We start from the raw sequence: 25,996 nt of genomic DNA on the forward strand, positions 1-25,996 counted from the left end.
TTCATAGCCATGCGGATCAAACTCGCTTCCTCTGGATCCACGATCCAGTATCAGCGTGTCCACCAAACGGGGTGAAGCCCCCCCCGACCCATCGCGCTGGGCACGCCTGGCCCTGATGGCCGACTTCCTCGGCGCGGCACGGCTGCCCTCCCACGCGCTGCGTGCCGCACCCGCTTGCGACGCGCCGGTCGATGTCCTGGTTCTGCGGCGCCGCGACGGCGGGTATCCGGACGCGGCCCTGCGGTTCCCCCGCGTCCACTGGTCGCCGAAGGACGGGCTGCACGAGAGCACGTACTTCGCCATCCGCCCTGACCGGATGTTGGGCACCCGGGAGGTGGGCACCGACCGCTGGGGCATGCAACAGCTCGCTGTCCATGACCCCGACCACACCTGGCCAGATCGCCTCAACACCGTGTTCGGCCAGATCGCCCGCCAGCACGGTCCCGGCGCCACACCGCCGGCCCAGATGAGGCAGCGCGGGGGCCCGGTACCCCGGCACGGCGCCACCCACCCAGGCCAGGAACCTCCTGGCCTGCACCTGTAACCCCGCGAAGCCCACGCACCACCGGGTCCCCGACCACACCAAGGAGAGAACGGCATGGAGCACAGCAAGGAAGTACTGGACGCGGCGCTCGAGGACATCGCCATCGACCTGCACCATCACACCTCGGCCACGGACGCCCACCACACGATCGCGACCCAGATGTGGGGTCACATCAAGGCCCTGGAGTACACCGGGCGTCTCCTCGCCTTCGGGCGGGACGCCGAGATCCTCGCCGGCGCACCGCCGGACGCACCTCGCACTCTGGACGGCTTGACGATCGACGGCCAGGTCCTCAGCAAGGACGTCGCGGACCGAGTCCTGCTGGCCGGCGAGCTTCCCCCAGCGACGCAGTGGCCCCACCGTGACCTCAACTTCGACCCGATCGACGTCCACACGGCCGACGCCTTCGAGGGCGACACGGCAGATGTCGTGATCGCGAACCTGCCCTGGGCCGACACCCGGATCCTGACCCGCAGCGGGCAGGTCGACATCGCGATGAACCACCACAGCCTGATACGCCAGGCCCTGACCTGGCTACGACCCGGCGGACTCTTGGTCGCCCTGGCCCACCGCCAACTCCTAGAAGGCGCCGACGCCCAGCCGCGGCGCTCGATCGCCAAGCACGCCGACCTGATCGCAGCCTCCCGACTGCCCGCATCCGCGCTACGCCACGCGCCCCTGCTGGACAGCCCGGTCGACCTGCTCATGCTGCGCCGCCGCGAACCCGGCCACCCGCCCATGGGCCTGCCATTCATCCGCCGCACCCCGGTTCACGTTCATGAGCACCCGGACATGCTGATCAACGAGTGCTACGCCGTCGCGCCCTGGGCAGTGCTGGGCGACATCGTCCCGGACCCCGTCCAGCCCGGCATGACCACGGCGGCACCGTTCGGCGGTGCCTTCGGCGTCGATCTGGGCGACGTGCTCCACGACCAGACGACCATCGCGATCGACTTCAAGCTCCACGCTGGGCCACGTCCCACACCCCCGCCAGAACCGCGCCCCGCGCCGCCGACGACTGAGCCACGCCGGTCGGCGCCCGACACCGACGGGCCTGCGCTGTAGCGCGCCGCCTGCTCGCCGACTGGCACCGAAGAGAGAGCCGTCATGCCCGCGATGAACTTCGACCAAGCCCTGCACGCCGAGCGCTGGCAGGCGCTCACCCTCGGTATCCCAGGCATGGGTCCCGGAGCGGACGCATCCCGGCTGCGTACCGCGCGACGTGTCTGGCAGGAATACGTGGCCTACAGCCAGCGGGTCTACGACTCGCAGATCTGGACCTACGACCCGGACCCGCAGCCCTCGTTCTGCCTGTACCGGCTGATCGAGGCAGGTGGCAACGTCCAACGCGTCGTGGACGCAGCCGACTTCGCCGGTGAAGTCCTGCGAGACATAGGCCGCGGGTACCGAGAAGAGATCGTGTCCGACGAGGACGGAACTCGCTGGGAACGCTTCGGCCCAACGATCGACGGCTACCGCGCTGCGGCCCGAGAGACGGCGCACATCCGCGCGCAGCTGCAATTACGCGGCCTCATCCCGCCGCGCCCGCGCGGGCAGGCGGTGACCTTTGGCTTCCTGCCAGCGCGCTACGACCCTCCCACCGACCCGGGTGTCGAGCCCCCGTTTTGACCAGCTCCCCCAGCCCCGCTTCCTGGATCACGACCTGGACCCGGGAAGAGCACTTGGACACGCGCTGACGGGGGGTACGCGTGCCCCGCGAGCTCTCACGATGCCAGAGACGGTCGGCGGTGCAGGCAACCCACCTAGATACCAGCAGCAACCGGCAATGCCGTCCGTGCGCTTGGGACTGCTACAAGCACACCGCAAGGCGTTCCGGCCCTCGAAATGACAGCGACCGTGGATAGACCAGGAGGTTCCATGTCCGACCGCGATGAGAGGCCCACTCGACTTATATCGCTGCGCGAAGGCGCACGCGCCTTTCAGATCTCAGTGAAGACTCTCCGACGACGGATCTCGGACGGCACGATCACGGGCTATAAAGTCGGGCGGCTCGTGCGCGTCGACCCCGAAGAACTGGCTTCCTCGCTTATCTCAACGATACCCACCGTCAATGGTGATGAATGAGATCGCACCAGGACTACCCCTATAGCCGTCGTAGAGCGGTGGGCCCAGGAACCCTACGGTTCCTGGGCCCGCTGCTCTCCTTATGCCGCGTCGGACTTTTCTCGCTTTGCCTTCTCCGAGGCCCGGATTCGCGCCATAGCCTTGTCGCTCATCTTCTCGGCGAGTTCACGATCACGAGCCATCGTTGCGTGCTGGTACCGGAGCACGACCTTGATGTCAGCGTGGCCGCCACGGCGCATCAGTTCGGCAAGAGTCGCGCCTTCCTGAGCGAAGATCGTCAGGCCGGTGTGCCGAAGATCGTGGAACCTGAATCGATGCGGGAGATCGAACACCGCGTCTCGTGCCTCCGCCCAGGCGCCGTACCAGCTCGTGCTCGACAGCGGCGCGTTTCCCTTTGCGATCGCAGGAACCACCGGCGCCTTACGAGCCTCATCGACGTGGTTACGGAGATGCTCTTTCAGGCGCGCACGCATGATCTTCGGGACGCTCATCGACCGTTTTCCGGCATCGCTCTTGGGGTCGGAGTAGTCGCCAGTGTTGGCATTCATCTGCCGGCGGACGTGCAGGGTCGCGGTTCCGTCGTCGTGCCACTCGATGTCACGGCGCTGCAATCCCAGCGCCTCCCCACGGCGCAGTTGGCACCAGGCAGCGAGCAGCACCATGATCCGCCAGAGGTCCGGGGTCGCTTCGTAGAGCGCCTCGACCTGCTCGGGCTCAGCGACGTCATCACCCGGGTCGTGGTCAGCGTCGTGCCGCACCGGCTTCTGCCCCGGGATCTTGATGTCTGGCATCTCCGTGATCACGCCATCCCGCACGGCCTGCCGCAGGATCATCATGAGCACGACGAGCACTGGCCGCGTCACACCGTTGTACTCCGCCTTCGTATTCAAAACCGATGGGATGGAGTCCAGCCTGACGGTCAACCTGCGGACAGCCTCCTCGTCGATCGCACGAACCAGCTGGTCTCCGAACTCGGGTACGAGGTAGCCGTCGACCTTTCCCTTGTAGGAACGGATTGTCGACGCCGCCCGCTTCCGACCGCTCCGAGTGGGCTCCGTTCTGATCTTCTCGAGCCAGTGCGCTGCGTATGCACTGAACTCAAGGGACTTCGCCTGTGCCGCCGCAGCCTCTGCCCGCCGACGCTTGGCTATCGCTGCAGGTGGCTCCCACTGACCACGCGCAATCGTGGTGTGCATCTCGGACAGCCACTCGCGGGCGTCCGTCTTCGTCGCGAAGGTGAGCGGCTTGTCATCCTCAGTCCTGGCGGTGTAGGTCTTTCCGCCCGGCGCTGGGTAACGCGCCTGCCATCGGCCGGAAGGGAGCTTGCGCAGACTCCCCCATCCCTCTCGTCTCGTCGTGCTCATCGTGCCCTCACCTGCTCTCGGATGGACGCTGGTGGACTGCCGTGCCATCTCGTGCCACTCGCCCGCCGAAAGCGCCCAGATCCGCTAGATTCCAGCGTTCTCAGCACTCTCATCGGCACGTTCGTGGCACGCTCTGGCACGACCGACCAGGCATGCCACCCACAGATTCCGCGTGCTGGCACCTCTGATCGGCACATGACAGGTGTGCGCGTGCCACCCCCGTGCCGCACTGAATGGGTGCTTCCGTCCATCTCCGACCTCCTGTGTCCATGGAGAGTCGGCACGCAAAGAGGCCCGGAACCGCAGGAATCTGCGGTTCCGGGCCTCTGATCAGCCGCTATGAGCGACGAGCTTCCGACACGAGGTCAGAAGTCCCAGTCGTCGTCCTCGGTCTCCACGGCCTTGCCGATCACGTACGACGAGCCCGACCCCGAGAAGAAGTCGTGGTTCTCGTCGGCGTTCGGCGACAGCGCCGCGAGGATGGCCGGGTTGACGTCCGTGTCCTCCTTGGGGAACAGCGCCTCGTAACCCAGGTTCATCAGGGCCTTGTTGCCGTTGTACCGCAGGAACTTCTTGACGTCCTCGGTCAGCCCCAGCTCGCCGTAGAGCGAGTCGGTGTACTCCACCTCGTTCTCGTACAGCTCGAAGAGCAGGTCGAACGTGTACGCCTTGAGCTCGTCCTGCTCGGGCTGCGTCAGCTGCGCGAGGCCCTTCTGGTACTTGTAGCCGATGTAGTACCCGTGCACCGCCTCGTCACGGATGATGAGGCGGATCAGGTCGGCCGTGTTCGTGAGCTTGGCCCGCGAGGACCAGTACATCGGCGCGTAGAAGCCGGAGTAGAACAGGAACGACTCGAGCATCGTCGAGGCGACCTTGCGCTTGAGCGGGTCGTCGCCGCGGTAGTAGTTGAGAACGATCTCTGCCTTCTTCTGCAGGTTCTCGTTGTTCTCCGACCACTCGAACGCGTCGTCGATCTCGGGCGTCGACAGCAGCGTGGAGAAGATCGACGAGTAGCTCTTCGCGTGCACGCTCTCCATGAAGGCGATGTTGGTGTACACCGCCTCCTCGTGCGGGGTGAGCGCGTCCGGGATCAGCGACACCGCACCGACCGTGCCCTGGATGGTGTCCAGGAGGGTCAGCCCGGTGAACACCCGCGAGGTCATGGTCTTCTCGTGCTCCGAGAGGGTGTTCCACGACTGGATGTCGTTGGAGACCGGGACCTTCTCGGGCAGCCAGAAGTTGCCGACGAGACGGTCCCAGACCTCGAGGTCCTTCTCGTCCTCGAGGCGGTTCCAGTTGATCGCGGTCACGCGATCGATGAGCTTGAGCTTTCCGGTGGGCGACATGGAAGTTCCTTTAGAGGGCTGCGGTCGGAGGGATCTGACTGTGCGGACGCGTCACAGCATGCAGCTGACGCAGTCCTCCACGGACGTACCCTCAAGAGCAAGCTGACGCAGGCGGATGTAGTAGAGGGTCTTGATGCCCTTGCGCCACGCGTAGATCTGCGCCTTGTTCACGTCGCGCGTCGTGACGGTGTCCTTGAAGAACAGCGTGAGGCTCAGCCCCTGGTCCACGTGCTGCGTCGCCGCCGCGTACGTGTCGATGATCTTCTCGTAGCCGATCTCGTACGCGTCCTGGTAGTAGTCCAGGTTGTCGTTCGTCATGTACGGCGCCGGGTAGTAGACGCGGCCGAGCTTGCCTTCCTTGCGGATCTCGATCTTGGCCGGGACCGGGTGGATCGACGACGTCGAGTTGTTGATGTAGCTGATCGAACCCGTGGGCGGCACCGCCTGGAGGTTCTGGTTGTAGATGCCGTGCTCCATGACCGAGGCCCGCAGCTCGCGCCAGTCGTCCTGCGTCGGGATGGACACCCCGGCGTCGGCGAAGAGGCGTGCGACGCGCTCCGTGGCCGGCTTCCACTCCTGCTCGACGTACTTGTCGAAGTACTCGCCCGTCGCGTACTTCGAGTCCTCGAACCCACCGAACTTCTGCTTGCGCGCGATCGACAGGCGGTTGGACGCCGCGATCGCGTGGTAGGCCACGGTGTAGAAGTAGATGTTCGTGAAGTCGATGCCCTCGTCCGAGCCGTAGTAGATGCGCTCACGGGCGAGGTAGCCGTGCAGGTTCATCTGGCCGAGGCCGATGGCGTGACCCATCTCGTTGGCCCGCTTGATCGACGGGACCGACTCGATGGCCGTCTGGTCGCTCACGGCGGTCAGGGCGCGGATCGCGGTGTCGATGGTGCGGCCGAAGTCCGGCGAGTCCATCGCCTTGGCGATGTTCAGCGAACCCAGGTTGCAGGAGATGTCCCGCCCGACCTCGCTGTACGAGAGGTCCTCGTTGAACGTCGACGGGGTGGAGACCTGCAGGATCTCGGAGCACAGGTTCGAGTGCGTGATGCGGCCCTTGATCGGGTTCGCCGCGTTCACCGTGTCCTCGAACATGATGTACGGGTAACCGGACTCGAACTGCAGCTCGGCGACCGTCTGGAAGAAGTCGCGTGCCTTGATCGTGGTCTTGCGGATCCGGTCGTCCGCGACGAGCTCGTCGTACTTCTCCGAGATGGAGATGTCGGCGAACGGCACGCCGTAGATGCGCTCGACGTCGTACGGGCTGAACAGGTGCATGTCCGCGTTCTTCTTGGCCAGCTCGAACGTGATGTCCGGGATGACCACGCCGAGCGAGAGCGTCTTGATGCGGATCTTCTCGTCCGCGTTCTCCCGCTTGGTGTCGAGGAACCGCATGATGTCGGGGTGGTGGGCGTGCAAGTACACGGCACCGGCACCCTGACGCGCGCCGAGCTGGTTGGCGTAGGAGAAGGAGTCCTCCAGGAGCTTCATCACGGGGATGACGCCGGAGGACTGGTTCTCGATGTGCTTGATCGGCGCGCCGTGCTCACGGATGTTGCTCAGGAGCAGGGCGACGCCGCCGCCCCGCTTGGAGAGCTGCAGCGCGGAGTTGATGCTGCGCGCGATCGACTCCATGTTGTCCTCGATGCGCAGCAGGAAGCAGGACACGGGCTCGCCGCGCTGCGCCTTGCCGACGTTGAGGAAGGTCGGGGTCGCCGGCTGGAACCGCCCGGAGATGACCTCCTCGACGATGTCGCGCGCCGTCTGCTCGTCGCCGTCGGCCAGGCCGAGCGCCACCATGGCGACGCGGTCCTCGAAGTGCTCCAGGTACTTCTTGCCGTCGAACGTCTTGAGCGTGTACGAGGTGTAGTACTTGAAGGCGCCGAGGAACGTCTCGAAGCGGAACTCCTTCGAGTACGCGAGCTGGAACAGCTCCTTGACGAACTCCCCGGAGTACTTCGCGAGCACGGCCGGGTCGTAGTACTTGGCCTCGACGAGGTGCTCGAGCTTCGCCTCGAGCGACTCGAACTCGACGGTGTTCGGGTTGACGTGCTGCAGGAAGTACTGGCGAGCCGCCTCGCGGTCCTTCTCGAACTGGATCTTCCCGTCCGGCCCGTACAGGTTCAGCATGGCGTTGAGCGAGTGGTAGTCCATCTGGAGGGACTCCAGGGGGATCTCGCTCACGCCCTCGCAGTTCAGGCGGAGAGGCTCTGTGGTTGTTGCTGCCAAAATCGTCCCAATCCGTTGCGGACGCGCGTGACGTCCTGCGCAGTACCCAAGAGTTCGAAGGCGTACAGGTACGGGACATGGCACTTCGCAGCGATGATGTCCCCGGTGATGCAGTACGCAGCCCCGAAGTTGGTGTTCCCCGCAGCGATGACGCCGCGAATGAGCGACCGGTTGTGTTCGTCGTTGAGGAACTTCCTCACCTGCCGTGGGACCGCCCCGCCCTCGTTGCCGCCACCGTACGTGGGGGCCATGAGGACGTAGGGCTCGTCCACGCGCAGAAAACCGTCGGCCGGGCGCAGCGGGATCCGGTGCACCGACATGCCCAGCTCGTCGAGAGCGAGCTTCTCGACGAACCGGTGCGTGTACTCCGACACGCTGGAGAAGTAGACGAGAGAACCCACGTCACGTCTCCTTGCCGACGTTGCGGTACTTCTGGTCAGGCCGAGGCGGCCTGAAGCGCGGCGACCGCGCTGATCTGGTCGGGACGAAAGCCCGACCAGTGAGTGTCACCGGCCACGACGACCGGCGCCTGGAGGTACCCGAGACCGCGAACCATCTCGAGCGCCTCGGCGTCCTGCGTGATGTCGACGACCGTGTACTCGACGCCCTTGCGATCCAGTGCCCGGTACGTCGCGTCGCACTGGACGCACGCCGGCTTGCTGTAGACCGTGACGCTCATGTCCGCCTCCTCTGACCTCGAAGGACACCCGTGAAGTTACGTTGGTGTGCTTTGTTTGCGGGTCTGCGTCTCCCGCTGAACCAAACACTACACCTAGTGTCTGACACTCGCTCGCTTACGACATGTTGTGGTTGGAGGGGGACGGCTCACTACGACCGAGACGTTCCCGACGCTCATGGACCATGCTGCCACGAGCCTCTGACACCGCCTGGTAGGCGGCGTGGAGCGCTTCCCGCGCCACCCCCGGGCGGGGTCCTCGGAGCCGCGAGAAAGGGCACCTCCCGGCTCCCGGGAGGCCCGAAAAGTGATCTGAGTCAGCGGCGTGTCGCGACGCTTGGGCGTGTCATGCCGCGGGGTCCGGACGATGCCATCCGGCACGGTCCACACCACCCGGTACGGCCGTCGCCGGGTCGTAGGGAGCCCGGGTGAAGTGGAACGTGCCGACGTCCAGCGCCACAGGCTCACCACCGGCCTCGCACACCCGCAGCCGCTCCCCCAGCCAGTAGCCGCCCTCGACGCCCCGCAGCTCGCCGTCCACGGCGTCGAACACGGTGCCCCGGCCGCCGCCGTCCTGGGAGCGCAGCTCGACGCGGCCTCCCGGGCCGATCCGTACCGTGTGCGGGGACGGCCCCCAGTACCAGGTGCCGGTGATCTCGCCCGGCCCGGTGGCACCGCGCCCGACCGCCCGCTCGACCGTGCCGTGCGAGTCCTCCGGTGCCAGCGGCCCACGCGCGGCCGACCCCTGGAGCGCCGAGAGCAGGGCGGCGCCGCCGCCGAAGCCGAGCGTCGACGAGCCGCACACCGCCACGACGTCGCCGGTGACCGCGTCCGCGCGCAGGTCCGCCGTGAAGCCGGGCACCGACCCGCCGTGCCCGACGGTGCGCAAGGCGCCGTCCTGCCGCACGCGCACCCCGAGCCCGTGAGCCGTGGGCCATGGGCCGTCCACGGGTCCCGCGTCGTCGACCACCACGCGCGGGACGGCCATGTGGCGGCGCAGCGCGAGCGGGAGCACCGCCTCGCCCGCCGCGCGGTCGGCCTCGCCGCCCACGAGCCACAGGCCGAACCGCACCAGGTCCGCCGGGGTGGACCACACCTCCCCCGCTGGCCCCGCCGCGCGGTACTCGGCCACGGGCTCGTGGTGCACCAGATCGGCGTGCGGGTGCACGGCGTACCCCGTGACGTGCGGGCCCGTGGGCACGCGGCCGGTCGCGGTCATGCCCAGCGGGTCCCACAGCTCGTCCCGGAGCACCTTGTCCCAGGCCCGGCCGCGGACCACCTCGACCAGGCGGCCCAGCACGGCGAAGCCCGGGTTGCTGTAGTGGTACCTCTCGCCCGGGTCCCAGAGCTGCTCCACGCCGGAGGCGGCCAGCTCGTCCCACGTGGGTCCGCCGTGGCGCTCCCACCAGGGCCCCGGGAACTCCGCCTGGAGGCCGCTCGTGTGCGTGAGCAGGTGGCGGATCGTGGCGTCGGGCCCCGGTGCGTCCGGCAGGTGCTCCCCGACCGGGTCCGCGAGCGCCACGAGGCCTTCGTCGACGAGCCGGAGCACCGCCACGGCGACCATGGGCTTGGTGATGGACCCGATGCGGAAGGCGTGCTCCGGCGTCGGGCTGCCCGCCCAGGGAGCGGCGGCGACCTCCGCCCAGACGACTTCTCCCGCACGCCCTGTGGCTGCCGAGAGCGCGGGAACCCGCGCGTCGTCCCGCAGCCCTCTCAGCACGCCGCGCAGCTGCTCCGCCCCCACCCCACCTGATCCGCTCACCCCCACAAGGTACCCAGGAGGCGCAGCGTGGGTGGTCGGTAGTACGTCAGAAGGTCGGCAACCCGGGCTGCCGACCTTCTGACGTACTACCGACCACCTACCAGGAGGCTCCGGGCTACGCCTCCTGGTCCACCGGTGGCAGGGTGTTGGTCGTCGCCAGGCGGCGGTACCAGTGCGCCGAGTCCTTCCAGGTGCGCTCCAGGGTCTCGTAGTCGACCCGGATGATGCCGAACCGGCGGTCGTAGCCGTAGGCCCACTCGAAGTTGTCGAGCAGCGACCACGCGAAGTAGCCGCGCACGTCCACGCCCTGGTCCCGGGCGAGTCCCAGGGCCTCGACGTGGTCGTGCAGGTACGCGACCCGCTCGACGTCGTGCACGCGGGCGACGCCGTCCTCCGTCACCACGGTGTCCTCGAACGCGGCACCGTTCTCCGTGACCATGAGCGGCTGGTCCGGGTAGGCGTCGCGCAGCGAGACCAGCAGGTCCGTGAGGCCGGCCGGCTCGATGTTCCAGCCCATGGCGGTGTACGGGCCGGGCTGCGGCAGGAACTCGACGTCGTCCGCCGCGATCCACGGCGTGCCCGCTGAGTCCTTGTGCCCGTCGGCCTGCTGCCGCTCGCCCTCCCCGGAGAAGTGCCGTACCCGTGCCGTGGAGTAGTAGTTCACGCCCAGCACGTCGAGCGGCTGGCGCGCGATCTCCAGGTCGCCGTCCTGCACGAACGACCAGTCGGTGACCGACGCGGTGTTCTCGAGCAGGTCCGCGGGGTACGCACCCTCGAGCACCGGGCCGAGGAACGCCCGGTTGGCCAGCGCGTCGACCGTGCGGACGGCGCCCTGGTCGGCCGAGGACGACGGGTCGTCCGGCCGGAAGACGTGCAGGTTCAGCGTGATCGACGCCTTCGCGGAGTCGCCCAGCACCTCACGGATCTGCTGGACCGCGAGGCCGTGCGCCAGGTTCAGGTGGTGCACCGCCTGCAGCGCCGCCAGCGGCTCGGTCCGGCCCGGCGCGTGGACGCCCGAGCCGTAGCCGAGGTACGCCGTGCACCACGGCTCGTTGAGCGTGGTCCAGACGTCGATGCGGCTGCCCAGCTCCTCGGCCATCTTCCGGGCGTACCGGGCGAAGGCGTAGGCCGTGTCGCGGTTGGTCCAGCCGCCGGCGTCCTCGAGCTCCTGCGGGAGGTCCCAGTGGTAGAGCGTGACCACGGGCTTCACGCCCGCGGCGAGCAGCCCGTCGACGAGGTCCGAGTAGAACCTGATGCCCTCGGGGTTGAACTCACCCGACCCGCCCGGCTGCACGCGCGACCACGAGATGGAGAACCGGTACGCGCCGAGGCCCAGGTTCTTGATGTGCTCGACGTCTTCCTGCCACCGGTGGAAGTGGTCGTCCGCGACGTCGCCCGTGTCCCCGTTCAGCGTCTTGCCGGGGGTGTGGGAGAACGTGTCCCAGATGGACGGCCCGCGCCCGCCCTCGGTCGCACCACCCTCGATCTGGTACGACGCGGTCGCCGAGCCCCAGAGGAAATCGCTGGGGAAACTCCGTGCACTCACAGTGTCACCTCTCCTGGGCCCGTGGCCCGAACGGTCCGTCCTTCGTTCTCGACGCTCCACTCACCAGGAGCGTCGCCACTGGTCACTCGCACGACGCCGGAGTCGCACCGCACGCGGAACGTCGCGGGTGCGCCCGTGCCACCCGGGACCAGCACTTCTTCGTCGTACCCCTCGGGCAGACGGGTGCAGCGTAACGTCACGCCCTCGGCCCACGCGTAGTCCGGCCGGTCGTCGCGCGCACCCACGGGTACCACCGTGCCGGGCCGGACGAACAGCGGCAGGCTGTCGAAGCCGTGCTCCTCGGTGACCCATCGCGGCCCCGTCACGGTCGCCGCCAGTCCGTCGGCCGCGACGTCCGGCAGGCGGGTCCACTCGCCCTCCGGCACGTAGTACTCCGCGCGGGACTCGTGGAAGACCGGCGCCACCAGCAGCGACGGCCCCAGCATGTACTGGGTGTCCACGGACGCGGCGGTCCGGTCGTCGGGGAACTGGAGCACCATGGGCCGCATGACGGGCAGTCCCTCGGTGGCCGCGACGTCGCCGAGCCCGCCGAGGTACGGCATCAGCCGCAGCTTCAGCCTGGTGAACTTCCTCGTGACGTCGACCGCCTCGTCGTCGAACGCCCACGGCACCCGGTACGAGCTGGACCCGTGCAGCCGGGAGTGCGACGACATCAGGCCGAACGCGGCCCACCGCTTGAACACCGCGGGGTCAGGTGTGCCCTCGAACCCGCCGATGTCGTGGCTCCAGTAGCCGAACCCGGACAGCGACAGCGAGAGACCGCCCCGGAGGGACTCCGCCATGGAGACGAAGGTGGACTCGCAGTCGCCGCCCCAGTGCACGGGGTAGGCCTGCGTGCCCGCTGTCGCGGACCGCGCGAACAGCACTGCCTCGCCGCGCCCGCGCTCCTCCTCGAGCAGCTCGAAGACCGTCCTGTTGAACAAGGAGGTGTAGTAGTTGTGCATGCGCTGCGGGTCGGACCCGTCGTGCCAGACGACGTCGGTGGGGATGCGCTCGCCGAAGTCCGTCTTGAAGGCGTCGACGCCCTGGCCGAGCAGCACGCGCAGCTTGTCCTGGTACCACGCGGCGGCCTCGGGGTTGGTGAAGTCGACCAGACCCATGCCGGCCTGCCACTTGTCCCACTGCCAGACGTCGCCCTCGGGCGTCATGACCAGGTAGCCCTTCTCCCGGCCCTCGCGGAACAGGTGCGAACGCTGGGCGATGTAGGGGTTGATCCAGACGCAGACCTTCAGGCCGCGGTCGTGCAGCCGGGCCAGCATGCCCTCGGGGTCGGGGAACGTGGCCGGGTCCCACACGAAGTCGCACCAGTGGAACTGCCGCATCCAGAAGCAGTCGAAGTGGAACACCGACAGCGGGATGTCGCGTTCGGCCATGCCGTCGATGAAGCTGTTGACGGTCTCCTCGTCGTAGTTCGTCGTGAACGACGTCGAGAGCCACAGCCCGTACGACCAGGCGGGGACGACGGCGGGCCGCCCCGTCAGGGCCGTGTACCGGCGCAGGATCTCGGCGGGCGTGGGCCCGTGGATCACGTAGTACTGGAGCGACTGCCCCGGGACCGAGAACTGGGCGCGGCTGACGACCTCGGAACCCACCTCGAACGAGACCCGCTCCGGGTGGGCGACGAACACGCCGTAGCCGCGGTCGGTCAGGTAGAACGGCACGTTCTTGTACGCCTGCTCGCTCGCGGTGCCGCCGTCCTCGTTCCAGACGTCGACGCTCTGGCCGTTCTTCACGAACGCGCCGAACCGCTCGCCCAGTCCGTAGACGTGCTCGCCGACGCCGAGCCCGAGCTGCTCGTGCACGAAGTCGCCGTCGGGCGTGCTCGCGATGCCGACACTCCGGTCGAACGACGAGGTGAGCACCTCTCCGTCGGCCACGAAGTCGACGTGCCACGGGCCGTCGGTGGAGACGCGGGCGGTCAGGCCGCCGGAGGTGAGCTCGGCGGGGCCGGACTCGGGCACCACCACCTTGACCGCCCCCGGCTCGCGGTTGACGGCGAAGTGCGGGCCGGGGTCGCGGCGGCCCTGGTGGTGCTCGATGCGCACCCCGATGACGTCGTCCGCCGGAGCGTCGAACGTCACGGTCACGAGCGGGCGGTTCAGGGTGTCGCCGCGCTTGGTGATCGGCGCGGTGGGCGCGTACACGGTCAGGGTGTCGTCGCCGGCCTCGACGGTGTCGATGTCGCGCGGGCGAAGCATCTCGACGCCGGGGCGCAGCTGCCAGTAGCCGTCGGTGAATCTCATGACTGGGGCCTCACTCGTTTCTGTAGGGCGTCGTGGGACGGGTTCACTTGACCGCTCCGGCGGTCACGCCCCTGGTCAGGGTGCGCTGGAAGATCAGGAAGAAGATGACGGCCGGTACCAGCGACACGAGCGAGCCCGCGTTGATCGTCGGCGCGTCCATCATGCGATCGCCCTGCAGGGAGGCCAGTGCGATGGGGATCGTCTGGGTGTCGTTGCTGGTCAGCATGACCAGCGGGATGAAGAACTCGTTCCAGGTCCAGATGAAGAAGAAGATCATCAGGACCGAGAGCGTGGGCCGCACGATCGGGAAGACGACCTGCCAGAGGATGCGCCACCGGCTCGCGCCGTCGAGCGCCGCGGCTTCCAGCAGCGCCGGCGGGAACGTGCCGAGCACCGAGGAGAGCAGGTAGGTGCCGAACGCCGACTGGATGACGGTGAAGATGATGATCACCGACCACTGGGAGTTCGAGAGCCCGACCGACTGCGCCATGGTGAACAGCGGGTAGATCAGGGCCTCCTGCGGCAGCATGTTCGCCAGCAGGAACAGCGCGACGATCCACAGCCGCCCCTTCACCCGGCCGATGCCGATCGCGTAGGCGTTCAGCAGCGACAGCAGCGCGCCGAGCACCGCGACGATCGCTGAGATGAACACCGAGTTCCAGAGCTTCACCGGGAAGTCGGTGCGCTCCCAGAAGGCCACGACCCCGTCGAGGTAGAGGCCGGACGGCAGCGCCAACGGCCCGTTCGCCGCGTAGTCCTGCGGCGACTTGAAGGCGTTGAGCAGCATGATCCCGAACGGCGCGAGGACCGCGAGCCCTACGAGGACCGCGAGCGCCAGCACGAGCCAGCGGCCGGGACCGCGACGGTACCTGGCGTCGACGGCGGTGCCGCTCGCCCGGGTCCGGCGCGCGGTCGCGCGTACGTCTGTGGCGACAGCCATGTCAGATCCCCTCCCGCTCACGTCGTTCCGCTCGGCCCTGCAGGCCGAGGATGACCACGGCCACGACGACGATCACGAGCGTGAGCACCGTGGCGATCGCGGACCCGTAGCCGACCTGGGACTTGTCGAAGAAGCTCAGGTAGGAGTAGTAGCTCGGGACGAGCGTCGAGCTCTCGGGCCCGCCGCGCGTCAGCACGTAGATGGGTCCGAACACCTTGAGCGCGGCCACCGTGCAGGTCAGTGTGACCACGAAGACCTCGGGCCGGATCTGGGGCACCGTGATGGCCCGGAACCGGTCCCACCATCCGGCGCCGTCGAGCTCCGCGGCCTCGTAGAGCTCCGGGTCGACGCGCTGCAGGGCCGCCATGAAGATGACCACGGGATAGCCCATCTGCACCCAGATCAGCACGAGCATCACCGACGGCAGCGCCGTGGTGGGGTCGCCGAGCCAGTTGGGCGGCGTCTCGATGCCGATCCCGCGCAGGATCACGTTGAGCGCACCGGTCTGGGAGTTCAGGATCCAGTTCCACAGCACGCCCGCCACGGCGACGGGCAGGATCTGTGGCAGGTAGTAGGTGGCCCGCAGCACCGAGGAGACGCGCTCGCCGAACCGCCGGCCGAGGTAGTCGAACAGCACCGCGGCGAGCACGAGGCCCAGCAGCGTCGGCACCACGACCATCGCGACGATCATCGCCGCGGAGTTGGCGAACGACGTCCAGAACTTGTCGTCGCCCAGCAGGTCCGCGTAGTTGCCCAGGCCGTTCCAGCGTAGCGGCGCCATGCCGCCGCGCCACCTGAACAGGCTGAAGTACACGTTCGTCACGAGCGGGTACCCGATGACCACGAGGAATGCGATCCCACCGGGCAGCAGGTAGGGCAGGTACCCCACCCACGGCGCCCGACGGCGACGGCGCGGCCCCTGCGCCCGTGGGCGCTCGGCCGCGCGCGGCCGTTCTTCGGTCAGGGTGCTGTCAGCCATCGAGCAGGTCGGCCTTGCCTTCGTCGTACGAGCCCTGCAGCCCGTCGAGGACCTCTTCCGGGGTCTTGGACCGGTTGACGAGGGACTGCAGCTCGCTGACGAGCACGTCGTAGTAGCCGGCCACGGGCCAGTCCGGGTAGAACGCCAGGCCGTCCTCGTCGAGGATCGCCTGGAAGTTCTCGGTGAGCTCCCGGGTGCGCTCGTCCTCGATGACCGAGGCGTCACCGGCGACGGGCAGACCGCCCTCGGCGGCGAGGATGTTCTGGACCTCGGGCCGCAGCGTGATGTCGATGAACTCCTCGGCGAGGCTGGTCGAGTCGGCGTTGGCCGGGACCACCCACAGGTTGCCCGACGAGCCGGTGTGCAGCGTGTTGCCGGGGAAGTTGAACTGGCCCCAGTCGGCCTCGACCTCGGTCGCGAGGCGGCCGAACCACCAGGAGCCGCTGACCATGAGCGGGTAGGTGCCGTCGATGAACGAGACGCCCATGTCCTCGGCCGTCAGGGCCGCGGAGTCGGGGGCGATGTACCCCTTCTCGATCCACTCGTCGAGCTTCTCCGTGGCCTTCGTCATCGCTTCGGAGTGGAAGTCGACGTCGTTCGCGAAGAGCTGGTAGTCGTCCACCAGGGCACGGTCTCCGTACGCCAGCACGAGCTCGTACCAGAGCTGGCCGAGCGGGTACTCCGCGCCGGCCTCCGCCAGCGGCGTGATGCCCTCCTTCTTGAAGGCGGCCAGGACGGCGTCGAGCTCGTCCAGGCTGGTCGGCACCTCGAGCCCGTGCTCGGCGAACATGTCCTTGTTGTAGTAGACGCCGACGAACTCGCCGTAGTTCGGCACCCCGTACCACTCGCCGGAGCCCATGAGCCCCTGCTCGTCGTACGTCGCGGTGGCCGCGAGCGAGCCGGTCAGCTTCTCGTCCCACCCGCGCTCGGTGGCGGCGTCGGTCAGCGGGGTCAGCAGGCCCTGCGCCGCGAGCTGGCCCGCGGTCGCGTTGCCCTTGTTGAACTCCATGACGTCGGGCACGTCGTCGCCCGTGAGCACGATCTTGGCGTTCTTCTGGATCTGCTCGAACGTCTGCTTCTCCACCTCGACGGTGACGTCCGGGTTCTCCTCCTCGAAGATCTTGATGGCCTCGGCCCAGGCCTTGCCCATCGCCGAGTCCTCGTTCTCGTAGTGCCAGATCGTCAGCGTGCTGTCATCGGTGTCGCCGCCCCCGCCGCTCTGCCCGGTGCAGCCCGTCAGGGCCAGGGCGCCGGCCAGCACGGTCGCCACGGCAGTCATCGTCCGCTGGTGCTTCATCGCATCTCCTTGGTTCGCAGAGCCCGATGGGCTCCCCCTTCTCGGTCGCGTCCAGACTTCCGCGTCTGGATCGTCGAAGCGTTTCAACACGCTAACCCTGTGCGGCGGCGCGTGTCCAGTGCCATAGTTGAACAGGCAGGCTAGTATTTTGTCGAAGCGCTTCCCTGCCATGCGGCACACTGGTGTGCCGGCGCGTCACGCGCCCACCTGCCACCGCACCAGGCACCCTGCGGTACCGACGAGATGAGGAGCTCCGTGGCTACGATCGACGACGTCGCCAGGGCGGCGGGGGTTTCGACCTCGACCGTGTCCTACGTGCTGTCGGGCAAGCGGCCCATCTCCGCGCCCACGCGGGCCCGGGTCGAGCGCGCCATCGAGAAGCTCGGCTACCGGCCGCACGCCGGTGCGCGCGCGCTGGCGTCGTCCCGCACCAACGTCATCGCGCTCATGGCGCCGCTGCGCGTCGGCGTGAGCGTGCCGGTCATCATGCAGTTCGTCGCCGGAGTGGTCACCCGCGCGCGGGACTTCGACCATGACGTGCTGCTGCTGACCCAGGACGACGTGAGCGGCCTCGACCGCGTGACCAGCGGGTCCATGGTGGACGCCCTGGTCATGATGGACATCGAGGCGGACGACCCGCGCGTGCCCCTCGTCGCGGCCGCCAAGCAGCCCACGGTACTGATCGGCCTGCCCCAGGATCCCGAAGGCCTGAGCTGCGTCGACCTCGACTTCGAGGCCGCCGGGCGGCTCGCGGTACGGCACCTCGCCGGGTCCGGCCACACCGACGTCGCGCTCATCGGCTCGCCGCCGGAGGTGCTGCGGCGGCACACCTCCTACGCCGAGCGGATGATGCGGGGCGTGCGGAACCAGGCCAAGAGCTCCGCGCTGACGGTCAGGGTGGAGGCGTGCGACTCCACGCCGTCGGGCGCCTCGGAGGCGGTCGACACGCTCCTGGCCACCGCGCCGGACACCACGGGGATCGTCGTGCACAACGAGGGTGCCCTCCCCCATGTGCTGGCCCGCCTGGCCGACCGCGGCATCGTGGTCGGCACCGACATGTCCGTGGTCGCGGTGTGCCCCAGGGACGTAGCGCTCTCCCAGCGAATGCCGATGACCAGCATCGACCTGCCCGCCGAGGACATCGGCAAGGTGGCCGTCGACATGGTCATGGCGCGCCTCGAGGGCGAGCAGCCGTCCGAGACCAGGCTGCTCGCCCCCGTGCTCACCGAGCGCGCGAGCTCGGCGTACGGGCCCGCCGGCGCGCTCGGCTGACGGCGGGCTCCCGGTGCGGCTCACCCCTTGATGGCCCCGAAGATCACGCCCTTCGTGAAGTGCCGCTGCACCATGGGGTACACCACGAGGATCGGGATGATCGCGAGCACCATCACCGCCATCTTCACGGGCAGCCCCGTCACGGCGCCGTCGTCGACGTCCACCTGGCCCACGCCGCTGCCGGGGAGCGTCACTCCCTGCAGCACGTAGGAGCGCAGCACGAGCTGCAGCGGCCACTTCGCGTTGTCGTTGATGTAGAGCATCGCGTTGAAGAACGCGTTCCAGTAGCCGACGCCGTAGAACAGTGCGACCACCGCCACGACGGCCTTCGACATGGGCAGGACGATCTGCCCGAGGATGCGCCAGTCCCCCGCGCCGTCGATCCGGGCGGCGTCCGTGATGGACCGGTCGATGCCCATGAAGAACGCCCGCAGGATCAGCACGTTGAACGCGCTCACCGCCCCCGGGAGGATGAGCGACCAGTAGCTGTCGATCAGCCCCAGGTTGCTCACCAGCAGGTAGGTCGGGATCATCCCGGCACCGAAGAACATGGTGATGAGGAAGAGGAAGAGCACCGGGCGGTGCGCGAACGAGCCAGGCCGGCTGAGCCCGTACGCGGCCAGCACCGACACCGTGGTGGACAGCACCGTGCCGACCACCGTGATGCCGACGCTGACGATCGTGGCCCGCGTGACGATCCCGCCGGACAGGATCTGGGTGTAGGCCGAGAGCGACAGGCCGCCCGGCACGGTGACGAGGCCGCCCGACCGGGTGATGTCCGCCTGGGTGGAGAGGCTGGTGAGCACCACCGTGTACAGGGGGAACAGCACCGTGGCCACGATGACCAGCAGCGCGACCCCCTTGACGACGAGTCCCAACGGGTTGGGGTCCTCCTCCCAGACCGGGCGGTTCTTGCCGCGCAGCAGTGCGCGGTACCGGGTGGACCGGTTCTCTGTTCGGACGGTCATGCGCGCTGATACACCCCCGCCTCGCCCACGAGATGGGCGAGCTTGTTGGCCCCGAGCACCAGGGCGAGCGACACCAGGCCCTTGACGAGCCCGGCGGCGGCCGCGAAGGCCCAGTCGCCGTTCACGACACCCTGGTAGTAGACGAACGTGTCGAGCACCTCCGCCACGTCGGTACCCACGGCACCGCGCTGGAGGATGAGCTGCTCGAACCCGACGGTGAGCGAGTCGCCCAGCCGCAGGATCAGGAGCAGGATGATCACCGGCCGCAGTGCCGGGAGGGTCACGTGCCACATGCGGCGCCACCGGCCCGCGCCGTCCACCACCGACGCCTCGTAGAGCTGGGTGTCCACGGTGGCGAGCGCGGCGAGGAAGATGATGATCCCCCAGCCGGCGTCCTTCCAGACGGACTGCGCGGTGAGGAGCAGCAGGAACGTGTCCGGGTTGGTCATCAGGTCGAAGCCTGTGTACCCCGCCTCCCGCAGCCTGGTCGCCACGACCCCCGCCCCGCCGAAGATCTGCTGGAAGATGGTCACGACGATCACCCACGAGAAGAAGTGGGGCAGGTACACGATCGACTGGATCGTGGTGCGCAGGGCCGGGGTCAGCACGCTGTTGAGGAGCAGCGCGAGCACGATCGGCACCGGGAAGAAGAACACGAGCTGGAACGCGGTGATGACCAGCGTGTTCGACACGGCGTCCAGGAACAGCGGGTTCGTGAACACCCGCGCGAAGTTGGCCCACCCGACGAACGGGCTCTCCCGGACACCGACGTACGGCGAGTAGTCCTGCCAGGCCACCACGTTGCCGAGCATCGGAACGTACGCGAAGACGGCGAGGAGCAGCACGGCGGGGGCCACCATGATCAGCAGGGTGCGGTCCTTGCGCAGCCGCGTGGTCCAGGGCACCTTGCGGCGGAGCGCGCCCTGCGCCACGGCCGCCGGACGTGCGGCGGTGTCGTCGGCGGTTCGTGCCGCGGTGTCGGCGCTCACTTGTTGTCCAGGATGTCCTGGTAGAAAGCGCGCAGCTCCTCACCGCCGGAGCTGCTCCACGTCGCCACCGCTTCGTCGAGGTCGGCCATGGTCTTGCGCCCGCGTGCGATGTCCTTCTCGAGGTCCTCGAACGGCGCCTTGAGTGCGGCGTACTGCGCCGGCTCGGAGATCTGCATGCCGAAGAACAGGTCCTCGACCAGGTACTGGGACGCGTCGGCCATCCACGTGCAGAACGCCTCGACGAAGCCGGGGTACTGCACCTTGGCGTTCACCACCGGCGGGTCCACCAGGAAGATGTAGGACTGGGCCACCTCCGTGGCCGCCTTCTCGGTCGGCGCAGGCAGGCCGTGCTCGTCGAGCTCGTAGTGCGTGCCCTCCACGCCGAAGTTGATCAGGTTGTACTCCGCGGTGCCGAACGGGGAGGCCAGGAAGTCCGCCACCGCGAGCAGCTCCTCGATCTTCGCCGGGTCGTCGTTCTTCTTGAGGAACGAGAAGATGTTGGCCGGGGCGCCCTTCCACAGTGCCGGGTCGCCGCCCTCGGCCGCGAAGAAGGGGAACGGGCGCTGGTCGTAGCCGGGGTTCACCGCGAGCATCCGACCGAGCGCCTCGTGCCAGCCGCCCACGCCGTCGGTGCTGATCAGCACCGCGCCGGACTCGAAGTTCGGCTTGGCCGCCTCCGGGCGGTCGGCCACGGCGTCCGGGTGCACGGCACCCGACGCGTAGAGCTTGACCTGCCAGTCGAGAGCCGCCCGGTACTCCTCCGTCTCGATGCGGTGGACCAGCTTGCCCGCGTCGTCCAGCCTCCAGCGGTCGAGCGGCGGCACCGCGAACATCATGTTCGCCGCGACCCACAGGTCGTTCGCGCCCCAGCGGTTCTTGCCCGGGTCGGTCACCTCCTTGGCGAGCTCGAGCAGCTCCGTCGCGGTGGTGGGCGCAGCCTCGATGCCCAGCTCGGCGAAGAGGTCGGCACGGTGGAAGATCGCGTTGTTGACCACCTCGCCGGGGAAGGGCAGGCCGTAGAGCTTGTCGTCGAAGACGCAGAACCGCCACGCGTCGGTCGGGAGGTTGGCGAGGTTCTTGTACTTCTTCACCTTGTCGCCGGCCAGGAACGGCGTGAGGTCCTGGAACAGCGCGTCAACCGCCTGGCCGAACCGCGGCGGGACGTTCCACGTGGGCACGCACACCCAGTCGGGCACGTCCTTCGCGGACGCGAGCACGGCGGCGAGCTTGTCGCCGTAGGTGTTCCCGTCCGAGATCTGGAACTCGACGGTGGTCCCGAGCGCCTCGTTCACGGCGTCGAAGTACGCGTTGCCCTGGGTGGACGGGATGGTGCTCCACAGCGGCGTCATCGCCGTGTAGGTGCCGCCGGAGCCGGGCGGGGTCTCGAAGGCGGTGACGAGCTCCTCGGGGATGCTCGCGTAGCCGGCGGTGGAACCGTTCACGCTGGGGAAGTCCGGCTTCACGTACTCGACGGGCACGTACGCGGGCAGGTTGGCGGCGGTCACGGCCCCGGGGGCGGCGACCGGTCCACCTGCGGCCGTGGTGCACCCGGTGAGCAGGGACGGTACGCCGACGACGCCGGCGCCGACCGCCAGAAAGCCGAGGAACGACCGTCGGTCCAGCCGACCGGTCAGCAGAGGTGCTGTCATGGCTCTTCACTCCTTCGTGGGCAGAGCGGCACGTCAGTGTGCCCGGAGTCGACAGGGGTGCTGGCGAATCAACGTCGAAGCGCTTCGACCTCTATCGATGGCAAAACCATAGGGCAATGCTGGGATCCAGGGCAATGAATCGCTCATATTGCCCGCAGGCCATTGAACCGTTTCGAGAGCGCGTCTACCCTTTCGACCGGACGCTGACGACCACCCGGGCAGCCCCGGACGACAAGGGAGCACGACGACGTGCCAGACGAGACACAGCACCTTTTCCGGGACCCCGCGGCGCCGTTGGCCGACAGGGCACGCGACCTCCTCGACCGGCTGACGCCGGGCGAGCGCCTGAGCCTGCTGCACCAGCACCAGCCCGCGATCGAGCGGCTCGGCCTCGCTGCCTTCCACACCGGCGCCGAGGCCCTGCACGGCGTCGCGTGGCTCGGCCGGGCGACGGTGCTGCCGCAGCCCGTCGGGCTGGGCGCCACCTGGGACACCGACCTGCTGCGCCGGCTCGGCGACCTGGTCGCGACCGAGCTGCGTGCCAAGCACGCCGAGGACCCCGCGGTGTCCCTGAACGTCTGGGCGCCGGTCGTGAACCCGCTGCGCCACCCCGCCTGGGGGCGCGGCGAGGAGGGGTACAGCGAGGAGCCCCGCCTCGTGTCCCGGCTCGCCACGGCGTACTGCGGCGGCCTGCGCGGTGACCACCCGACGGTCTGGAAGACGGTGCCTGCCCTCAAGCACTTCCTCGGCTACGGAAACGAGACCGACCGCTCGGCGACGTCGTCGAACCTGTCCGAGCGGACCCTGCACGAGTACGAGCTGCCTGCCTACCGCGGCCCTGTCGAAGCTGGTGTGGCCGGTGCCGTCATGCCCTCGTACAACCTGGTCAACGGGGTCCCGGCCCACACGTCCGGCGACCTGCTGACCGAGCTGCGCTCCTGGGCCCCCGGGTCGGTGGCCGTCGTCTCCGACGCGGGGGCGCCCACCTTCCTGGTCTCCGTGCAGCGGGCCTTCGGCTCCCATGCCGAGGCGCACGCGGCCGCCGTACGCGCGGGCCTCGACTCGTTCACGGACAACGACACCGACCCGTCCGTCACGCTGGGACGGCTGCGCGAGGCGCTGGACGCCGGCCTGCTGACGCCGGACGACGTCGACACGGCCGCACTGCGGCTGATCGAGCTGCGGCTGCGCACCGGCGAGCTGGACGGGCCGGCGGACCCGTACGCCCACATCGGGCCGGAGGCGATCGACCTTCCCGAGCACCGCGCGCTGGCCCGCGAGGCGGCCGCCAAGTCCGTCGTGCTGCTGCACAACGACGGGACGCTGCCGCTGCGAGCGCCCGGGCGCGTCGCGGTCGTCGGACCGCTGGCCGACCAGGTCCTGACGGACTGGTACTCGGGCACCCCGCCGTACACGGTGTCCCTCGCGCGTGCCGTCAGGGAGCGTTACCCCGACGCGGTCGTCGAGGTCGCGCGGGGGGCGGACCGTGTGGCGCTGCGTGCGGCGTCGTCCGGCACGTACGTGACGGTCGCGGCGGACGGCGAGGTGAGCGTGACGGCGCCCGACGCCGGTCCGGACACCCACCTGGACGTCACCGACTGGGGTGACGGCCTGCTCACCTTCGGTGCGCTCGCGTCGGGTCGGCTCCTGACGGCCGCGGACTGGATCCTGCGGGCCGACGCCGAACGGGTCGGCGGCTGGGTGGTGCAGGAGTCGTTCCGGCGCCATCACCACGACGACGGCACCTGGTCGCTGCACCACGTGGCGAGCGGACGCTGGCTACGGGTGCAGCGCGGGTCGGGCCTGCTGGTCGCCGACGGCACCCGGCTCGCCGACGCCGAACGGTTCACGTGGCGCACCGTCGTCTCGGGACACGCGGAGGTCGCCCGGGCGGCGGCGGGCGCCGATGTCGTGCTCGTGGCCGCAGGCAACGACCCGCACCTGGGCGGGCGCGAGACCGAGGACCGCACCGGCCTCGAGCTGCCCGGCTCGATGTCCGAGATCTGGCGGGTGGCCCGTGAGGCGTGCCCGGCGGCGGTGCTGGTGCTCACGTCGTCGTACCCGTACGTGCTGGGGACGGGCTTTCCCGGGGCCGGCGCGGCGCCGGGGTCGCTCGTGTGGGCGTCGCACGGCGGGCAGGAGGCCGGGCGCGGGCTCGTGGACGTGCTCTCCGGCGACGCCGAGCCGTACGGGCGGCTCGCGCAGACCTGGCCCGCCACCGAGGCGCAGGCAGGGGACCTGTTCGACTACGACGTCGCCCGCCAGGGTGTCACCTACCGGCACCTGGCGAGCGAGCCGGCGTACTGGTTCGGGCACGGGCTGAGCTACACGACCGTCGGTTACGAGGGGCTGCGGCTGGTCCGTGACGGCGCGGCGGCTCCGACACCGCGGCGCCCCGCCGGTGCGGGTGGCGGGACCACGGCGATGGTCTCGGTGCGCAACACCGGCGACCGGTCCGTGGACGAGCTCGTCGGCGTGTACGGGCTGTCCCCCGACCTGCCGGTGCCGGGGGCGCGCCGGCAGCTGCTGGGGTACGCGCGGGTCCGGCTGGCGCCGGGTGCGCCGGCGGAGGTGCCGGTCCCGCTGGACCTGGGCGCGCTCGCCGTGTGGCAGGCCGGTGCCATGGTGCTGCAGCCGGGTACCTATGGTGTGGCGTCCGGCCCGTCGGCCGGTGACCTGCGGGTGCGGGCGGACCTCACGGTCGGCGCCGGCGGGGCCTGAGCCGCTACGCGGTCCCCGGCTGCTCGTGCTCGAGGATCGCGTAGACCACCTCGGTGGACCAGACGCCGTCGCGCAGGTCGCTCTCCACCAGGCGTGCCTCGCGGCGCATGCCGAGGCGTTCCGCGACCCGCACCGAGGCGGCGTTCTCCTCGTCGATGCGCGCGAACACGCGGTGAAAGCCGTACGCGGCGAAGGCGAGGCGGAGGGTCGCCCCGGCGGCCTCCGTGGCGAGGCCCCGCCCGCTGACGTCCGGGTGCAGGGCGTAGCCGACCTCGACCTGCCGGGGACCGGCCGCCCACTTGAGCAGGGTCTCGCCCACGACCTCGCCGTCGAGCTCCACGGCCAGCACCAGGACGTCGCCGGGCTGCTCGAACGGGGCCTCGGACCAGGTACGCAGCTTCTGCGCCGCCGTCGCGGGGTCCCACGGCGGCAGGTACATGTACCGCACCACGGAGGGGCGGGAGCGCCAGGCGAGGAAGGCCTCGGCGTCGTCGGGCACGACCGGGCGGAGCGTGAGGCGGTCGGTGGTCACGGGCCACGCGGGCTCGTCGCGGTAGGCGAGGGCGGGTGCTGCGGGTCGAGGGGAGGAACCGGGTGCGGCAGGTCTGGGGACCGGGACGGAAGAGGGCACGAACCGACCGTAGCGCCCACGAACCGAGTTGCCACCGGAATTGCCGCGGTGACCTCTCCGGTGGGTGCCGCCACCGGCGAGTCGCGGTTCAGCGCGTCTCGAACGGCAGGCTCGCCCAGCCGGCGGGGATCTCGCGGGGCTGCCACGACGGGTCGGGCGTCCAGTCCGCCCAGGCCTTGTCCCACCAGAGCTCGCCGGCGTCGAGCAGAGCGGCGATACGGTCGCCCTCGGCACGGATCTGCTCCATGCGGCCCGGGTAGCGCGCCGGCCCGGTCTCCTCGAACTCGGCGACGTCCTTGAACTCGTAGGTCTCGGCGTCCGCGGCCCACCAGACGTCCAGCTCGTGGTCCAGCGTGTCGAACCCGATGGCGGTCCGCCGCGGCGCGTCCTCGAGGTTGAAGTACCAGCCCTGGAAGGCCCGTTCGGGATCGGCCCAGAACAGGAAGAGGGAGTGCTCCACCCCGGCCCAGTGCAGCTCGAGCCTGCCGTGCCCGCGCCAGCGCGTGCCGCCTGCCGTCTTCCACGGGTGCTCGCCCACGGGGAACGTACCGGTCTGCGGGTACACCAGCGGGGTACCGCCCGGCGTGTAGGTGACGAGCAGGTCGCCGTCGTCCTGGACGCAGACCTGCGGGATCGCGATCCACGGCTCGCCGCGCATGATCTCGCGCCGCACTACGGTCTGGCCGGGCTGGAACACGGGAGACGTCATGCGCCGCACGCTAACAGCGGTG

The 25,996-nt window shown here is 69.2% G+C and carries 22 protein-coding genes; 6 read left to right on the forward strand and 16 right to left on the reverse strand.

All coding sequences use genetic code 11. From position 1 onward, the window contains the following. Positions 1 to 115: 115 nt before the first annotated feature. From ACYVK7_RS01825 to ACYVK7_RS01840, 4 genes are all read left to right on the forward strand, one after another. On the forward strand, positions 116 to 544 hold the full coding sequence (locus ACYVK7_RS01825) for a hypothetical protein (protein WP_460885974.1): 429 nt from the start codon (positions 116 to 118) through the stop codon (positions 542 to 544). Positions 545 to 598: 54 nt separating this feature from the next. Then, positions 599 to 1,609 carry a hypothetical protein gene (locus ACYVK7_RS01830; protein WP_460885975.1) on the forward strand — a complete coding sequence of 337 codons (1,011 nt, stop codon included), beginning with the start codon at positions 599 to 601 and terminating at the stop codon, positions 1,607 to 1,609. A 42-nt stretch (positions 1,610 to 1,651) separates the two neighbouring features. Beyond that, positions 1,652 to 2,173, forward strand: a complete 522-nt coding sequence (locus ACYVK7_RS01835; RefSeq protein WP_460885976.1) for a hypothetical protein — start codon at positions 1,652 to 1,654, stop codon at positions 2,171 to 2,173. 249 nt (positions 2,174 to 2,422) lie between these two features. Beyond that, positions 2,423 to 2,629, forward strand: coding sequence for a helix-turn-helix domain-containing protein (locus tag ACYVK7_RS01840; protein WP_460885977.1), 207 nt, complete (start codon positions 2,423 to 2,425; stop codon positions 2,627 to 2,629). A gap of 80 nt (positions 2,630 to 2,709) precedes the next feature. On the opposite strand, the gene ACYVK7_RS01845 is transcribed toward ACYVK7_RS01840, so the two are convergent. The 11 genes from ACYVK7_RS01845 to ACYVK7_RS01895 form a co-directional block, all read right to left on the reverse strand. Then, the gene (locus tag ACYVK7_RS01845) at positions 2,710 to 3,993 is read right to left on the reverse strand and encodes a tyrosine-type recombinase/integrase (protein WP_460885978.1); all 1,284 of its coding nucleotides are present in this window, start codon (positions 3,991 to 3,993) and stop codon (positions 2,710 to 2,712) included. A 365-nt stretch (positions 3,994 to 4,358) separates the two neighbouring features. Next, on the reverse strand, positions 4,359 to 5,339 hold the full coding sequence (gene nrdF, locus ACYVK7_RS01850; RefSeq protein ID WP_460885979.1) for a class 1b ribonucleoside-diphosphate reductase subunit beta: 981 nt from the start codon (positions 5,337 to 5,339) through the stop codon (positions 4,359 to 4,361). Positions 5,340 to 5,390: 51 nt separating this feature from the next. Further along, complete coding sequence (gene nrdE, locus ACYVK7_RS01855; RefSeq protein ID WP_460886302.1) at positions 5,391 to 7,496, reverse strand: class 1b ribonucleoside-diphosphate reductase subunit alpha; 2,106 nt, start codon at positions 7,494 to 7,496, stop codon at positions 5,391 to 5,393. Positions 7,497 to 7,537: 41 nt separating this feature from the next. Continuing rightward, a complete protein-coding gene (nrdI, locus tag ACYVK7_RS01860; RefSeq protein ID WP_357466945.1) occupies positions 7,538 to 7,972 on the reverse strand; it encodes a class Ib ribonucleoside-diphosphate reductase assembly flavoprotein NrdI in 435 nt (144 codons plus the stop codon). A gap of 35 nt (positions 7,973 to 8,007) precedes the next feature. Beyond that, the gene (gene nrdH, locus ACYVK7_RS01865; RefSeq protein WP_020017613.1) at positions 8,008 to 8,250 is read right to left on the reverse strand and encodes a glutaredoxin-like protein NrdH; all 243 of its coding nucleotides are present in this window, start codon (positions 8,248 to 8,250) and stop codon (positions 8,008 to 8,010) included. Positions 8,251 to 8,593: 343 nt separating this feature from the next. Further along, complete coding sequence (locus ACYVK7_RS01870; RefSeq protein ID WP_460885980.1) at positions 8,594 to 10,009, reverse strand: serine hydrolase domain-containing protein; 1,416 nt, start codon at positions 10,007 to 10,009, stop codon at positions 8,594 to 8,596. Between the two features lie 115 nt (positions 10,010 to 10,124). Continuing rightward, entirely contained in the window at positions 10,125 to 11,555 is a 1,431-nt protein-coding gene (locus ACYVK7_RS01875; protein WP_460885981.1) for a GH1 family beta-glucosidase, read from the reverse strand. Further along, positions 11,552 to 13,819: an alpha-xylosidase gene (gene yicI / locus ACYVK7_RS01880; protein WP_460885982.1), complete on the reverse strand. Its 2,268-nt coding sequence runs from the start codon at positions 13,817 to 13,819 to the stop codon at positions 11,552 to 11,554. Before yicI ends, ACYVK7_RS01875 begins: the two co-directional genes overlap by 4 nt. A 43-nt stretch (positions 13,820 to 13,862) precedes the next feature. Then, positions 13,863 to 14,759: a carbohydrate ABC transporter permease gene (locus ACYVK7_RS01885; protein ID WP_460885983.1), complete on the reverse strand. Its 897-nt coding sequence runs from the start codon at positions 14,757 to 14,759 to the stop codon at positions 13,863 to 13,865. Position 14,760: 1 nt separating this feature from the next. Then, complete coding sequence (locus tag ACYVK7_RS01890) at positions 14,761 to 15,738, reverse strand: carbohydrate ABC transporter permease (protein WP_460885984.1); 978 nt, start codon at positions 15,736 to 15,738, stop codon at positions 14,761 to 14,763. Then, positions 15,731 to 17,035 (reverse strand): ABC transporter substrate-binding protein, encoded by a 1,305-nt coding sequence (locus tag ACYVK7_RS01895; RefSeq protein WP_460885985.1) that lies wholly within the window; start codon positions 17,033 to 17,035, stop codon positions 15,731 to 15,733. The genes ACYVK7_RS01890 and ACYVK7_RS01895 overlap by 8 nt, the downstream gene beginning before the upstream one ends. A gap of 255 nt (positions 17,036 to 17,290) precedes the next feature. On the opposite strand from ACYVK7_RS01895, the gene ACYVK7_RS01900 reads away from it, so the two are divergent. Next, positions 17,291 to 18,307 carry a LacI family DNA-binding transcriptional regulator gene (locus ACYVK7_RS01900; RefSeq protein WP_460885986.1) on the forward strand — a complete coding sequence of 339 codons (1,017 nt, stop codon included), beginning with the start codon at positions 17,291 to 17,293 and terminating at the stop codon, positions 18,305 to 18,307. 20 nt (positions 18,308 to 18,327) lie between these two features. Here ACYVK7_RS01900 and ACYVK7_RS01905 read toward each other — a convergent pair whose 3' ends face one another. Genes ACYVK7_RS01905 through ACYVK7_RS01915 form a run of 3 tightly spaced genes read right to left on the reverse strand, consistent with a single transcriptional unit; the run spans position 18,328 to position 21,913 of the window. Next, complete coding sequence (locus ACYVK7_RS01905; protein WP_460885987.1) at positions 18,328 to 19,275, reverse strand: carbohydrate ABC transporter permease; 948 nt, start codon at positions 19,273 to 19,275, stop codon at positions 18,328 to 18,330. After that, positions 19,272 to 20,264, reverse strand: coding sequence for an ABC transporter permease (locus ACYVK7_RS01910; RefSeq protein ID WP_460885988.1), 993 nt, complete (start codon positions 20,262 to 20,264; stop codon positions 19,272 to 19,274). Before ACYVK7_RS01910 ends, ACYVK7_RS01905 begins: the two co-directional genes overlap by 4 nt. Beyond that, a complete protein-coding gene (locus ACYVK7_RS01915) occupies positions 20,261 to 21,913 on the reverse strand; it encodes an extracellular solute-binding protein (RefSeq protein WP_460885989.1) in 1,653 nt (550 codons plus the stop codon). Before ACYVK7_RS01915 ends, ACYVK7_RS01910 begins: the two co-directional genes overlap by 4 nt. A 249-nt stretch (positions 21,914 to 22,162) precedes the next feature. Here ACYVK7_RS01915 and ACYVK7_RS01920 point away from each other — a divergent pair, with 249 nt between their 5' ends. Then, positions 22,163 to 24,634: a glycoside hydrolase family 3 C-terminal domain-containing protein gene (locus ACYVK7_RS01920; protein ID WP_460885990.1), complete on the forward strand. Its 2,472-nt coding sequence runs from the start codon at positions 22,163 to 22,165 to the stop codon at positions 24,632 to 24,634. A 4-nt stretch (positions 24,635 to 24,638) separates the two neighbouring features. Here the strand turns inward: ACYVK7_RS01920 and ACYVK7_RS01925 are convergent, their stop codons facing one another. Together ACYVK7_RS01925 and ACYVK7_RS01930 are read right to left on the reverse strand one after the other, a co-directional pair. After that, complete coding sequence (locus tag ACYVK7_RS01925) at positions 24,639 to 25,265, reverse strand: GNAT family N-acetyltransferase (RefSeq protein ID WP_460885991.1); 627 nt, start codon at positions 25,263 to 25,265, stop codon at positions 24,639 to 24,641. Between the two features lie 88 nt (positions 25,266 to 25,353). After that, positions 25,354 to 25,974: a ribonuclease FAU-1 family protein gene (locus ACYVK7_RS01930; RefSeq protein WP_460885992.1), complete on the reverse strand. Its 621-nt coding sequence runs from the start codon at positions 25,972 to 25,974 to the stop codon at positions 25,354 to 25,356. Positions 25,975 to 25,996: the final 22 nt, after the last annotated feature.

It is taken from the genome of Promicromonospora xylanilytica, from assembly GCF_054782895.1.

Coding starts and splice junctions, on each gene's coding strand:
- ACYVK7_RS01930 (WP_460885992.1), bottom strand. CDS start 25,974: ATGACGTCTCCCGTGTTCCAGCCCGGCCAGACCGTAGTGCGGCGCGAG.
- ACYVK7_RS01915 (WP_460885989.1), bottom strand. CDS start 21,913: ATGACAGCACCTCTGCTGACCGGTCGGCTGGACCGACGGTCGTTCCTC.
- ACYVK7_RS01835 (WP_460885976.1), top strand. CDS start 1,652: ATGCCCGCGATGAACTTCGACCAAGCCCTGCACGCCGAGCGCTGGCAG.
- nrdH (WP_020017613.1), bottom strand. CDS start 8,250: ATGAGCGTCACGGTCTACAGCAAGCCGGCGTGCGTCCAGTGCGACGCG.
- ACYVK7_RS01895 (WP_460885985.1), bottom strand. CDS start 17,035: ATGAAGCACCAGCGGACGATGACTGCCGTGGCGACCGTGCTGGCCGGC.
- nrdF (WP_460885979.1), bottom strand. CDS start 5,339: ATGTCGCCCACCGGAAAGCTCAAGCTCATCGATCGCGTGACCGCGATC.
- ACYVK7_RS01845 (WP_460885978.1), bottom strand. CDS start 3,993: ATGAGCACGACGAGACGAGAGGGATGGGGGAGTCTGCGCAAGCTCCCT.
- ACYVK7_RS01890 (WP_460885984.1), bottom strand. CDS start 15,738: ATGGCTGACAGCACCCTGACCGAAGAACGGCCGCGCGCGGCCGAGCGC.
- ACYVK7_RS01885 (WP_460885983.1), bottom strand. CDS start 14,759: ATGGCTGTCGCCACAGACGTACGCGCGACCGCGCGCCGGACCCGGGCG.
- ACYVK7_RS01830 (WP_460885975.1), top strand. CDS start 599: ATGGAGCACAGCAAGGAAGTACTGGACGCGGCGCTCGAGGACATCGCC.
- ACYVK7_RS01905 (WP_460885987.1), bottom strand. CDS start 19,275: ATGACCGTCCGAACAGAGAACCGGTCCACCCGGTACCGCGCACTGCTG.
- ACYVK7_RS01825 (WP_460885974.1), top strand. CDS start 116: ATGGCCGACTTCCTCGGCGCGGCACGGCTGCCCTCCCACGCGCTGCGT.
- yicI (WP_460885982.1), bottom strand. CDS start 13,819: ATGAGATTCACCGACGGCTACTGGCAGCTGCGCCCCGGCGTCGAGATG.
- ACYVK7_RS01840 (WP_460885977.1), top strand. CDS start 2,423: ATGTCCGACCGCGATGAGAGGCCCACTCGACTTATATCGCTGCGCGAA.
- nrdE (WP_460886302.1), bottom strand. CDS start 7,496: ATGGACTACCACTCGCTCAACGCCATGCTGAACCTGTACGGGCCGGAC.